Annotated in this window: 11 protein-coding genes; 1 reads left to right on the plus strand and 10 read right to left on the minus strand. The window is 59.9% G+C overall.

What is annotated here, in order from left to right:
- Positions 1–38 precede the first annotated feature (38 nt).
- Positions 39–248 carry a hypothetical protein gene (locus B060_RS27015; protein WP_023447357.1) on the minus strand — a complete coding sequence of 70 codons (210 nt, stop codon included), beginning with the start codon at positions 246–248 and terminating at the stop codon, positions 39–41.
- A 256-nt stretch (positions 249–504) separates the two neighbouring features.
- On the opposite strand from B060_RS27015, the gene B060_RS0116870 reads away from it, so the two are divergent.
- Complete coding sequence (locus B060_RS0116870) at positions 505–5250, plus strand: autotransporter outer membrane beta-barrel domain-containing protein (RefSeq protein WP_155847785.1); 4746 nt, start codon at positions 505–507, stop codon at positions 5248–5250.
- 742 nt (positions 5251–5992) lie between these two features.
- Here B060_RS0116870 and B060_RS0116875 read toward each other — a convergent pair.
- The 9 genes from B060_RS0116875 to B060_RS0116915 form a co-directional block, all read right to left on the minus strand.
- Positions 5993–6226: a hypothetical protein gene (locus B060_RS0116875; protein WP_236621627.1), complete on the minus strand. Its 234-nt coding sequence runs from the start codon at positions 6224–6226 to the stop codon at positions 5993–5995.
- 351 nt (positions 6227–6577) lie between these two features.
- Positions 6578–6802, minus strand: a complete 225-nt coding sequence (locus tag B060_RS0116880; RefSeq protein WP_018082986.1) for a DUF2274 domain-containing protein — start codon at positions 6800–6802, stop codon at positions 6578–6580.
- Positions 6803–6804: 2 nt separating this feature from the next.
- On the minus strand, positions 6805–8082 hold the full coding sequence (locus B060_RS24990; RefSeq protein WP_018082987.1) for a TraB/TrbI/VirB10 family type IV secretion system protein: 1278 nt from the start codon (positions 8080–8082) through the stop codon (positions 6805–6807).
- Positions 8079–8957, minus strand: coding sequence for a P-type conjugative transfer protein TrbG (trbG, locus tag B060_RS0116890; protein ID WP_018082988.1), 879 nt, complete (start codon positions 8955–8957; stop codon positions 8079–8081). Before trbG ends, B060_RS24990 begins: the two co-directional genes overlap by 4 nt.
- The gene (gene trbF / locus B060_RS0116895) at positions 8954–9637 is read right to left on the minus strand and encodes a conjugal transfer protein TrbF (protein WP_018082989.1); all 684 of its coding nucleotides are present in this window, start codon (positions 9635–9637) and stop codon (positions 8954–8956) included. Before trbF ends, trbG begins: the two co-directional genes overlap by 4 nt.
- Before the next feature lie 2 nt (positions 9638–9639).
- Positions 9640–10980: a P-type conjugative transfer protein TrbL gene (gene trbL / locus B060_RS0116900; RefSeq protein ID WP_018082990.1), complete on the minus strand. Its 1341-nt coding sequence runs from the start codon at positions 10978–10980 to the stop codon at positions 9640–9642.
- A complete protein-coding gene (gene trbJ / locus B060_RS0116905) occupies positions 10977–11735 on the minus strand; it encodes a P-type conjugative transfer protein TrbJ (RefSeq protein WP_018082991.1) in 759 nt (252 codons plus the stop codon). Before trbJ ends, trbL begins: the two co-directional genes overlap by 4 nt.
- Positions 11732–12307: a TraG/VirB4 family ATPase gene (locus B060_RS0116910; RefSeq protein WP_018082992.1), complete on the minus strand. Its 576-nt coding sequence runs from the start codon at positions 12305–12307 to the stop codon at positions 11732–11734. Before B060_RS0116910 ends, trbJ begins: the two co-directional genes overlap by 4 nt.
- Positions 12308–12379: 72 nt before the next feature.
- The coding region (locus B060_RS0116915; protein WP_018082993.1) for an ATP-binding protein at positions 12380–12576 on the minus strand (197 nt) is incomplete at its 5' end.

Here is a 12576-nt window from a genome sequence, read left to right on the forward strand (position 1 = left end):
TAGCGCCTGTAGATATCCATTTTGCGAGGCGGGGCAAGTTACGCTTTCGTCATGCAAGTGCACGACGATATCGACGTCTCCGGTGCCACCAGCACAATGTCGCGCGGCGTCAGCCCGCCAACGAGATAGACGCTGTCCTTCCAAGGACGCATTGCTTTGAGCAAGGTGACGAGCACGCCCTTGCATGCGTCGAATTTTTTCCGGATCGGCTCATTGAAAGGCTTTGGACGCGCGCGATCGCACCTCATACGTTCGGGCTCCGCTGTGGCCTCCCGATGAAGCGGCGCTGGCCGCGCAAACCGGGCACCTGACGGTCGGGGCGGGGTGTATTTCATCCGTGTTTGGCCGGAGCCCCTGGGCACTCCACATCTGCGATGGGAAGGCACGCCATGTCTTGGGCAATCATAAATTGAGAAATATTTCAAAACGCCCATAAATCGTCTCGACAATGGTAATATGTTGACGATAGAACCCGCCTTGGTTTTAAATATTTGGGGGGGTAACATGTCTGTGTCAGGCATCTCGACGATTCAATCGATGCGGAAGTATTTAGTAGGGGTCAGTCTCGTCGCCCTGGCGTCTGCGTGTGCCGCGTCGGCTTCAGCCGATTGCGTCGGTATAGACCCCACAGTTTGCTCGGGAACCACCGTCGGCAAGGTGACGGTTATGGAGACCGGCACGGTTGATGTGGCAGCGGGTGCGACATTGTCCGGTGGGGGCAGTGATGACGCAGCTATAGGTGTGACCTCAGGGCCGGGGAGCGGTACGACGGCGACGATTGAGGTCGATGGGGCGATTTCCGGCAATCGCGCAGGCATTGTCGGCAACGCGAGTGCACCCAATTACGGCTTTCCCTCTACGCGCCTCGATATCACCGTCGGCGCGACGGGGCAGATACGTGGTCAGTCCGCCATTTACCTCGACGCAAATTCCGGGGGATCGGGTTATCGTACCGTAGGTGCCACGCTCGACAATAGCGGTCTTGTAGAAGGTAGTGTCTTTGCTTTGGAAGCCAGCGACAATGCGTCGGGCTTCCTGATGGTTACCAATCGGGCAAGTGGGGTCATTCGCGGCACGGCTGGCGCTATCTTGGCTCCTGTCAGCAACTTCATCAATGCGGGCCTGATCGACGGCGGCTCCGGCTCAGCCTATAGCCTCCGCAATATCACCTATACGAACTTCGCCATCATCCCCGGGGGGGGGACGAACAGCGGCGTCATGACGTCCAGCAGCGCATCGGCCACAATCTACCTGCCTGTCGGTACGTTCCAGATTACGAATAGCGGCACGATCCGGAACACAAACGGTTACGCCATCGAAGCCACGAACTACCTCACCTTGACCAATGCGGCAGGGGGGCTGATCGAAGCGCCCAACTGGGCGGTGGTAGCCAATGGTGAAGGGAGTATTGTCAACGAAGGCACGATCAACGGCGGCGTTTACCTGAGCGGTATCGCTGGCTGGGGCTCCATCCTGAACACTTCAAAAGGCACGATCAATGGGGACGTGTACTTCGGCAACGCTGACGACACACTGAATGTATCCTGGGATGCGTCAACCAACCGTATCGGAGGTATTTCGGGCGTTATCAATGGGGGTGGTGGTACCAACACCCTGCGTTTTGACATTGCAAAGAACACCACTCTGGACAGCATGTTTGGGCACCTCGTGATGCCCACGAATTTTCAAAAACTTGGCGTGGTGCTTAAAAGCGGTGTGACCGCGACCTTGAACGGTGATGCCCCTGACAATTTGCTGATCGGCGGTTCGGGGAATTTCATCACCACGGGACAGGTGACGTCTGCCGGCGCAGCCTTCACCCAGACTCTGGGGCCGCCTTACGACTACACGTCGTTGCTCGGCTTTACCAACAACGGCGATATCCATTCGGTTTTCTCGCCCGCCGGCGGCGTAATTAACTACGACGATTTTGCGGTATCCTTGTCGAACTTGCGGTCTTTCAGCAACACGGGCACGATCTCAGTGGCTGCCGGAAATGGTTTAAGGGCTGTGTTCGGTTTGGTTTACGGCGCGTCCAGTGACATGACCTTTTCGAACAGCGGGACGATAACAGCCGACGGGACGGCCTTGGTTCTGTCGCTCAATGGCGCAACTGGCAGTAACAGCGGTCTTATCCGCTCGACCGGCGGCGTCGGGGCGGCTGTCACAGGTATGATCTCGAATTCGGGCACAATTAGCGGTGCGACAACGGGCGTTGTCTTCAACAACGGTATCTTATCAAACTCTGGCGCGATCACTGGGACGACGACGGGGGTGCAGATGTTTGGCGGCACCGTGTCGAACAGCGGTACAATCGAAGCCACCAGTGGTATCGGCGTCGACTCCTATTACGGCAATATCGACAACCTCGCTGGCGGTGTGATCACCGGTTCAGGCGACGCCATTCAAAATGCCTACGGTGGTATCACCGTAAAAAATGCGGGTACGATTAATGGCAATGTCAATTTTGCGCCTCTGTCGTCTTCCTATTATGCGCAGAGCAGTAGCTTTGTCGATCGGGGGGGAACCGTAAACGGTAGCGTGTTGTTCGGCTCAGGCAGCGATACCTATGTAACCGATATTTCGAAATACGCTGACGGCCGGTTCAGCAACGTCACCGGCGTTGTCGATGGTGGCGATGGCCAGGACACGGTGGTTTTACAAGTTGCATCCGCGACCTCAGCCAAGATCGCATCTCCAACGAACTTCGAGCGGGTACAGTACGATCTGAGCAATGGCCTGACGTTGAACCTTACCTCTGGCGACGCCTTTAATAAGACGCTCCTGCTGTCGGGTACTGGTAGCGTGGACTTAACGGCTGACTTTTCAGTTGCCAATGTACAGGCGCTAGTCGTGACGATGCCGTTCGGGGCCAGTTACAGCGACGATCCGGGCGCCTTGTCCATTGTGAGCCACGGCAATCTGTCTTTCTCGGAAACCGGATATAACAACATGGGGGTGTCGCTACAGAGCACCACCAGCTTCGAAAATGCCGGACATATAACGGCCACCAGCCAGTATTTCTACAGTCCGCCCGCGTACGCCATCGGTGGCGGCGCCCTGGTGATCAATTCAGGTACCATCACGGTAAACAGTGCGGCAGCTGTGGCGAGTGCGCTGAAAGTGGTCAACACAGGCAGCATTCTGCAGGCGGTGGATGGTCAGACGTCGTACGGTCTCTACGGCGTGAATAATGTCGTAAATACGGGCACGATTACGACCGGCAACACGGCGGTCACACTCAACTACTATAATTATTATCAGCCGGCCCCTGGGGCTTCGCTTGTCAACAGCGGTCTGATACGCAGCACGGACGCCGATGCAATTGATCTCTATTACTCGTATGGTCCGGCGACTATCAGTAACAGCGTCACCGGCCAGATCATCAGTGACAAAGGGTATGCGATATCCGGCGGCGGCTATGGCACCACCTTGCATAATGAGGGTGTCATCAGCGGCGACATCAGCCTCTATGGCGAAAGCCTGATAGAAAACCATGGAACTTTTACCGGGCGCATAGATCTGAACTATGGCAACAGTACGCTTCGTCTGACGGGCGGCACCTTCAGCGGTTCCGCAAATGTCTATGGAGGCTATGGCCGGCTTGAGATCGCGGTTACGGATACTGGTGCGCCGACCATGGCTCTGGGCACGTCTGGCTTTACGGGTTTCGCAGAACTGGACATGCAGGCTGGTACTGCCTCCATGGGGGGCAACTACCGTTTCGATAAGATCGAGATATCCGGCGGCCGCCTGATTGGCCTTGCGGGCTCTCAGTTGGCAGCAGAGACCATTACCGTGGCGTCAGGTGCCACGTTTGGCTCGGCGGGATCCGTCGTCGGCGACCTGACCGTCAACGGCACCCTTAGCCCAGGGGCTTCTCCGGGAACCATGGTCGTGACAGGTAATGTCAGTCTGGCGAAAGGCTCCACGTCGCTGTTCGAACTGACGCCAACCGTTAATGACAAATTGCAGGTATCGGGGACGGTCACGATCGCGGACGGCGCGGTGCTTCAATTGTCGGGATCGCCAAACCTGACGCCGGGCAAGAAGCTCGATCTCATAGTGGCCAGTGGCGGTATCAAAGGCGCGTTTTCGTCGATTTCAGGTACGCCGGGCAACCTCCATCTTATTCAGTCGGCCAACGGCCTCCAGGGGCTCGGATTGTTCTCTGTCAATTCGTCCTTTTCGACGCAGGTATCTGGGATCGTCGACAGTCTGAACGCGGCGCTGATAGCTGGGAGGGTTAGCACAACTCTGATCGATGCCATGCCAGCGCTGGTCAATACGGCCACTGGCGAAAGTAATGCCGTCGCTTTGACGCGTCTGACGCCTCAGGCCTATGCTTCAGCCTCGCAACTGGCCGCGGAAGACGCTCTGTCGGTCGTTGACGTCTTGCGACAGGAGTCACATTTTGCCGCTGATGCGGGAGGCCCCTTTGCCTTTGGTCGCGCGATCAGCAGCGGGCGAAAGCTGGCGGGGGACGCCACGGCTGGCGTAGCCATGGCCAGGATGAATAGCAGCGGCGTCGTGAGCGGTTTTGGCTATGGGACACAGTCAGCATGGGTCAGTGCGTTTTTCGGTCGTCTGAGCGGTGTGGAGCGAAGCCCCGAACTGGATGCACGCACAGTGACCGACACCCTTGTCGTAGGCGCCAAAGGGCAGGTCCGTGTCCATGGATTCCGGCTGGGTCTGTTGACGGCCTATAACAACGCCGACGCGACGACGAGGCGTTCTGCCCCAGGCGATATCACGGCTACCGGCCGCTACACCCTCAAGAGTTGGGTGGCGGACTTGGATCTGTCATATCGCGCTAGCCTTAACACCGACTGGGCTTTTGAGCCCCGTCTGGCGGCCAGCTATATCCATACGACGCGCGCGGGTCTTACCGAACAAGGTGGCGGCGCCTTTGGTCTAACCATCATGGATGGCACGTCATCGGATTGGTTCGTTGACGGTCAAATCGAAGTTCAAGGTGGCCAACAGCCCGGCGAGCGTTTGCATCCGTTTGCTTCTGTGGGTTTCATCACCCGTACGGGTGGGGAGGGCGGCAGCGCATCGGCGTCATTGAGCGGTTTTGACGTCCCGTTGACGGTCGATGGTCTGGATCGTCGTGGAACGCGAGCGACGGTTGGCCTCGGCATTCGCTACGATATGTCCAAACGCTTGACCACCTCGGCAAGCTTTGATGGCGAATTTGGTGACAATGGCCGCCAGCGTCTGACGTTAGGACTTCATTGGGCCTTCTAGGGCGGCTACCAACTCATCTTGGGCCATTTGGCACCAGGCTCTGCCTGGTGCCTTAACCCTCCAGATAGGGTGACCGCACCCTCTTTCAGAGCATATCGAACCGCGGCAGCCGATTGCCTCGGTCATTGTCCGTGGAGGCTGACCATGGCCTGATGATGCGAGCGCGTTGTGGCGATGCGTTCAACTTTGGTGATCGGTGTGGCGGTCTTCGGCCATCGCAGGCCAGAAGGTGTTCACAAGGTCGACCTCCCGGTCATCGTGAAGGGTTCTTCGAACCGTTCACCCTCTTGCCTGGCGGTGTGTGATCCCCCGATGATTCCTGTCGTGGGATGGGTGGGGCAGCAAAGCGTAGGGAAAGGACCTGAGAGGACCAGACTTTGTGCGCTGTGAGGAACGCGGGCTTTGGGGTGTTTCAGGGGGGCTTAAGGCGAGGCGGCGTCTTCGAAGGTCCTTCAACCAACACCGGCCGGCGTACGAGAGCATGACGCCGGTGTCCTGGCAGGTCAGGTTAGCGGCGGCGGCTCGTTCCAACGTGTCTGGGAAGAAAAGAAGGATCTCATCGCGACATGCGGCTTCTTGAAGGCTGCCAGGGGCGAGGCGCTCTCGCTATTTGATCAGATATGGTGCGAGTATGTCTGTGCGGTGAGCTATCGAAGGCTGGTGCCGGCTTGCAGGCCCCTTCGTGCGGGGGCAGCAAGGGCGCCAGACGTTGTACACCGGACGTCTTTCGAAAGCCCCGTGCTTAGGCCAACAGCTCTTTCGGCGTCGCGTACTGTGTGGAGAGGCCAAATTCTCGTGCTGCTTGCAGACTTAACATCTGGACGATTTGCGGCGCAGGCTCGGCAATGAAGTAGGCCCGACCATCGATGTCGTAGTGGAAACCGGCAATGTGAAAGACGGCTGGGTTAGAGCGGTCTTTTTTAACCTGCTGTGGCGCGTCCAAATCTCGCAGGATAACCCAGGCGCTGTCGTACAATCTAATTGTCATAGTCCCCATTCTACACCACTTGCCATCGCCCCGCCAGAGGTCACGCATCCCCAAATTTGATGAGTGCACGCGCGGCATAACGCATCACTGGGCTTGTTCTGTCGGGCAAAATGCCAAACCAGGCCGTACTTTCGTCCGTTGCTATGGCGAATGTACATGTGTGGTACAATACCCTACACAACCACTTTGGGTTTAGTCAAGCCACGGTCGGCCTTTGGGACTATGCTCTGGTGTCTGCGCCGGCACGCCGGCATAAATCGCGCCGCACGCCTCGCCACAGAACTGTCGCAACGATGCTACGCTCTGACGACGTACGCGTGGTGCTCTTGGCGCCTGTCTTTAGTCATTGGCTCGACGGGAAGACTTGGTGAACGCACGGTCCGACGCCATGAAGCGGTCGAGCATGACCGGGATCAGACGGGCGGGATCGGCAATCGCCTTTCCGGTTTCAGTCTCGAGCGCCTTTGCGTAGGCAACCAGATCACGATGGGTTTCGGCCGGCAGGTCGGTGGTGACCCTGACGGGCTTGTCATCCGGCAGGGCGCCGATTTTCAGTTTGGCCATTGTCAGTCTCCATAGGGTTCGAGGACAAGGTCGCGCGATACAATCACGCGAACGGGCAGGCCCGGCCGAGCCGTCAGGCTTGGCTGGATTGTGAGTTGGCGCTCGACGATCGCCTGTCCGGCGCGATTTATGCTGTCGGCGGCCCCCTCGCGCATGGCGCGGATCCATGCGGCGTCGTCTGCCGGGTCACCGGTCTGGGCGCCCATGCCTAGCAGGGTTGATAGGGCGGCGGCATTGACGATGCCTGCCCAGTGATGATCGGTTCGATCGTGAAGGCCGGCATAGCCTTGTGGATCGGCCGCCGACATTCTGTCCAACAGGATAGATTTGCCATTTGGCAGGACAAGGCGCGACCATGTCAGCAGCAATCGCGACTGCCCAAAGCCGATGGCATTGTCATATTGGCCGATAAGTCTTGAGCCCCTCGGAATGAGCAGGTAGGTGCCTGTCAGTGAATCTGTGATGTCTTCGGTGATCTGGGCGAGGACCTGACCGGGGATATCCGACTTTATCCCGGTCATGAGGGCTGCCGGCACGACGCTCCCTGCCTGTAAGAGATAGGGAGAAGCGGGTCCGACTAATCTTTCATCGCTGACCGGCTGGCGGTCCGAGACCTGTTCCAGGAACGCGCGTTTACGCGCCGGCTCGGCTTTGATTTCGAGTGGCGCAGGCCTGGCCAAGGCCGTAAGGCCGGCAAGCGGATCAGGTCGTGCGGTCGGTGGCTCCGACGAGGCCCTGGTCATCGCCTGCTGCGGCAAGAAGAGCTGGCTGTTGCGGGCAGCCGTGCGCGCTTCGGCAGAGTGGGCCGCGCCTTGACCGGCGCTATCCTGGGCCGGACGGGTCGCCATGGGACCTGCTGCATAGGCGCCAGTCGCTGAAGCGCCAGTCGCTGAGGTACCAGTCGCTGAGGTACCAGTCGCTGAGGTACCAGTCGCTGAGGTACCAGTCGCTGAACCCTCTGTGGCGGCCAGCATAGGACGTCCCAGGTCGCCGGGGAGGGGAGGGCCAAGCTTGGGCACGTCGGTGTAGTCCTTTGGCAAGGTGCTCAAGGCTTCTGTTGAGGGGCGGCTGTTCGGCGCTGTGGGGGCCGCGCTGTTGGCGGTGACGACCTTTGGCGTCTGCGACCTCAAGGCCACGCCAGCCACGACCACAAGGCCAAGGCAGCATACGAAGCCTGCGGCGATAAGCGCCTTGCGAGATAGACGCAAGACCGGGCGCGGTTGCGCACGGAGCCGCATCTGCGCGGCGCTCGCGTGCGGGTCGATGTCGTTATCGGTCATGGTCGTGGCCCTCCGGTGCGGATGATGCGCACGACTTTCTGCCGGCCCTTATGGCCGAGCCTTAGTTCCGCGCGTGAGAACATCCGGTCGACGACCAGGTAGTTGGATTGGACGCGGTAATTGGTCAGTTCTGCCTTTCCATCCGTGCCGATCATGAAAAGCGGTGGCAGTTCAGTGCTAATCGACGCCGGCTGCATCTCGATATAGACCTTTCGGCCGTCGTCGAAGCTGCGAAGGGGCCGCCAGGCAACCGCGTCACCTTCGAGGCGATAGGCGAAATTCAGTTGGGTCGGATCGATGTCCTTTGCCACGGGTGTACGGTCTCGTGCCTGGTCCGCCTGTTGAGCGATAGCCACCAGGTCATCCTTTGCATATCGCCAGGAGACAGAGGCCATGTAGGTATTGGGCAGGGCGTGAAGTTCAATATGGTAGGTGCGTTGATCCGTATTGATAACGAGATTGGTGGCAAGACCTGACAGGGTCGGCTTGACCAGGATATGGGTCTGCCGGTTGTCGCCGCTCCCGCTTTCAGTGGAGCCTATGATCCAGCGGACCGTGTCGCCGGCCGCCACGGGCCCCGTGCCGACCAGACGTTCTCCCGGCTGCAGGGCAAGGTCGGTCACCTTGCCTAAGGATGTATACACCTGAAAGAGCGCGCCTTCGGTGAAGGTGTAGACTTGTTCTGCGTTGGCAAAGGCTGTCAGGGCTGGCTGCACCCGAGCCGCCGCGTTGGCGCGCTCAACCTCGGTGCTGGCGGAGGGCGCGGTCGCGGTGGTCCGCGTTGCAGGACAGGGGCGGGGCCGCGCTGCAACTGCTTGTCCGGCGGCGAGGCCGGCGATCAGGAGAATGAAGAGGTGAAGGTGAGGCTTGGTCATGGGTTGAACTCCTGGGACCAGTTGATGGCGTTTACGTAGATGCCGAGTGGGTTCTTGCGCAATCGCTCCGGGTCGTGCGGCGGATCGACGAGGAGGCTGACAATAGCCGACCAACGGGTCGTCGCCGTGAGTTGACCATTGGCATAGCTGCGTTCGACCCATGTGACCCGGAAGGAGTCGGCTGAAGCGCGGATGACGCTGACCACTTCGACAGACACCTGGGTCATGCCAACTCTGGCGAAGGGGTCGCTGGCCTTGGCGTAGCCGCTGAGGGCCTGGCCCCCTTTGTCGGTGGTGAAGTCGTAGGCCTTCAGCCAGTTGGCGCGAACGACGACGGGATCGTCTGGCAGGGAGCGAACATGGGTGATGAACTCGGCCAGATGGAAGGCGATCTGCGCGTCATTCGGCCGGTATCCGGCGGTGGCGGGTGCGACCGCCTGAGCCTCGCCAAGCTTATCGACCTGCACGACCCACGGCACGACGGTGCCGCGCGTCGATTGCCAGGTCAAGGCGGCGGCCAGACCGCCGCTCAAGGCCAGGCAGCCGAAGGCCATGAGCCGCCAGTTCCTGGCCTGAACCCGTGCCGATCCGATGCGATCGTCCCAGGCTTGCGCGGCGCGCTGGTAGGGGGTCTCCGGCTGGGGGGTATGTCCGTAAGAGGTCGTGGATCGTTTCAGCATGATTAGTTGTCCTCCTTGAGATCGAGGGAATGCCCACTTGTTGGGCTGTCGCCGGACCTGATCGCGTGGACGGCGGTGCCGACGGCATTGTGCAGGGACTGGGTGTTCTGTAAGTCGGCGGCCCATTTCGGCGGCGCCTGGGTCCGGGGTTGAGACGCTGAAGAGGTGCCTTGGCGAACCGTGCCCTTGGTGGATTGGCCGCCGGTTGCAGCAAACGCCGCCTGGCTTCCGCCTTTGAAGCTCTCTCTGAAGGCGTCTGCCGTGGCCTGGGCGGTCTTGCTCACAGGCGCAGCGGCAGCCTTGGCGACATTGGCCAGTCCACCGGCAACGGCGGCGCCGCCCGACTTACCCATCGCACCCAGGCTATAGGCGGTGGACGCGCCTCCGGCCACGGCTGCGCCTGTGCGGGCCGCGCCCATGGCCCCTGAAGCCAGGGCGGAGGCGCCGCGTGCGGCCATGCCCATGCCCATCACACCGGCGGCCAGGGCACCCCCGGCGGCAAGACCTGTACCGACGGCGGATCCGGCGCCGAGTTGCGGACCGCCGGACACCAGTCCATTGGCGACGGCTGGGCCGAAAATGCCAAGGCCGAGCAAGGTCAGGGCCGCCAGTACGATCGACATGGCGTCTTCGATGGTGGGGGCTGAGCCACCAAAGTCCAGAACAAAGGACGCAAAAAGGGTCGAGCCGATGCCAGTGATGACCGCAAGTACGAGCACCTTGATGCCGGACGACACGACGTTGCCCAGAACCTTTTCGGCCATGAAGGCGGATTTGCCGAACAGGCCAAACGGGATCAGAACGAAGCCGGCGAGAGTCGTCAGCTTGAACTCGATCAGGACGACGAACATCTGGATGGCGAGGATGAAAAAGGCGAGAACCACCAGGACCCAGGCCAATCCGAGGCAGGCAATCTGCAGCAAATTGTTCATGGCGTGGGTCAGATCCATCTGTTCGGAAGCCGCCTGCAGGAGAGGGGCACCGGCGTCCAGGCCGGTTTGCGCCAGTTTCCCCGGGCGCATGAGATCGGATGCTGGAAATCCGGTGCCGGCCGCCTTAAGCCCCAACGCGGCAAAGCTGTTGAAGACGATAGCGGCGAGGCTGTTCCAGTTTCCGATCAGGTAGGCGAAGGCGCCGACAAAGAGTGTCTTCTTGATAAGCCGAGCCATGATCTCGCTATCGCCGCCGCCGTCGAATGTCCAGAACAAGGCCGCCAGGGTTACATCGATAGCGATCAGGGTGGTCGCGACGAAGGCGACATCGCCGTGCACGAGCCCGAAACCGGAATCGATGTAGCGCGTGAACACTTCGAGGAAATGATCGATGACGCCGGTGTTGTTCATGGCTTTACCTCGTAAAACATCTTCGCATTGCCGGGGCGGTAGCCGTTGGGTCTTTGCAGGAAGCGGCGGCGTTGCTCGGCGGCCTGGGCGATTGACGCTGCCTCTTCTGCCGCCTTGAGATCCTGGGCGCGTGCCTGTGAGGCGAGGAGCGCCGTCAGGTCGCTCAGCTGTTGCGACTGAAGCGCCAGGAGTTGGTTACCGGCCTGGGTGGCGGCCAGCGCGCCGTCAGCGCCCTGGCTTGCTGATACGAGCGTGCCCAGTTGCGTCTGATAGAGGGACGCGTTGCCAAGGACCGTGGCCTGGGTCCGCATGGCGTCCTGAAGGCCGCCGACTGTCGTCTTCCACCGGGTCTGGGCGTTCATGACCAGGGCCGTGTCGGACCCGGTCAGCGAGGCTGACCCATAGAGAGATTGGAAGATATGGTCGATCTGCCCGACATCGTAAGCGATGGTCTGGGCCTGGGCGATCAGGGCCCTGGTCCGGTCGACTGCCTGCTGAAGCTGGCCAAGAACCGAGACCGGCAGGCTTGTCAGGTTGCGCGCCTGATTGATCAGGGATTGTGCTTCATGCTGAAGCGAGAGGATCTGGTTGTTAATCTGTTGCAGGGCGCGTGCCGCTTCGAGAACGTTCTGGGCGTAATTGGCTGGGTCGAATACGGTCAGTTGCGCCCTGGCCGGGGTAGCGCTCCATGGCAGACCACTGCCCGCAAGAGCCAGAAGCAGTTGAAGGGTTTGGCGGCGGTCAGGGACGGTCATGGTTGGCTCCTGTCGGAAAAGGGGGAGAGAAGGTCAGCCGCCCAGTTCACTTGCTTGAAGCGAAGCCAGTCGGCAAAGAAGGTGTCGGGTGTGTCTGTCTGCCACAGGCGCGATATGGCGGCCTGATCTTGTGGTGATGAAGTGGCGCAAAGCGCGAGGGCGACTTCACCCAGGCCAAGCTCGAAGAGGCGGTTTCCGAGCGGCGACTGGAGATAGTAGTCGCGTTTGGGCATGGCGCGCGCGATCAGCTCGATCTGTCGGTTATTCAGGCCAAACTGGCGATAGATCGCCGAGATTTGTGGTTCCAGCGCGTTGGCGTTGGGCAGGAACAGGCGGCAAGGGCAGCTTTCGATGAGGACGGTTGCTATGGGGCTGTTACCTATATCGGCCAAGCTTTGCGTCGCGAAGACCACGCTTGCATTGGCTTTACGCAAGGTCTTGAGCCAGTGTTTGAGTTGCTGTGTAAAGCCTTCATCGTCCAGGGCGAGCCAGCCTTCATCGATCAGGATCAGGGTTGGCGCCCCGTCGAGCTGCCCCTCGATACGATGAAAGAGATAGGTGTTGATTATCACCTAAAACTGACCCAGGTTTCTCATCGAGAAGTGACCCACCTTTAAGGTATAATCCTGTGGGTCAGTATTTGGTCAAGTCACAGTTTTCTCCCTTCTCGATTTTACCGTTGCCGTGCTGGCTTTGAAGCGGAAGCTGTCGTTGCCGGTTTCAAGGATATGGCAGTGGTGCGTGAGCCGATCGAGCAACGCCGTGGTCATCTTGGCGTCACCAAAGACACCGGCCCATTCGCTGAAGCTGAGATTGGTCGTTATGACGACACTGGTCTGTT

Source organism: Asticcacaulis benevestitus DSM 16100 = ATCC BAA-896, assembly GCF_000376105.1.
GTDB lineage: Bacteria > Pseudomonadota > Alphaproteobacteria > Caulobacterales > Caulobacteraceae > Asticcacaulis > Asticcacaulis benevestitus.

Bases quoted from the DNA above. Each gene is read 5' to 3' on its own strand.
- B060_RS27015 (WP_023447357.1), bottom strand. From the start codon at position 248: ATGAGGTGCGATCGCGCGCGTCCAAAGCCTTTCAATGAGCCGATCCGG.
- B060_RS24990 (WP_018082987.1), bottom strand. From the start codon at position 8,082: ATGACCGATAACGACATCGACCCGCACGCGAGCGCCGCGCAGATGCGG.
- trbJ (WP_018082991.1), bottom strand. From the start codon at position 11,735: ATGACCGTCCCTGACCGCCGCCAAACCCTTCAACTGCTTCTGGCTCTT.
- B060_RS0116880 (WP_018082986.1), bottom strand. From the start codon at position 6,802: ATGGCCAAACTGAAAATCGGCGCCCTGCCGGATGACAAGCCCGTCAGG.
- trbL (WP_018082990.1), bottom strand. From the start codon at position 10,980: ATGAACAACACCGGCGTCATCGATCATTTCCTCGAAGTGTTCACGCGC.
- trbG (WP_018082988.1), bottom strand. From the start codon at position 8,957: ATGACCAAGCCTCACCTTCACCTCTTCATTCTCCTGATCGCCGGCCTC.
- trbF (WP_018082989.1), bottom strand. From the start codon at position 9,637: ATGCTGAAACGATCCACGACCTCTTACGGACATACCCCCCAGCCGGAG.
- B060_RS0116870 (WP_155847785.1), top strand. From the start codon at position 505: ATGTCTGTGTCAGGCATCTCGACGATTCAATCGATGCGGAAGTATTTA.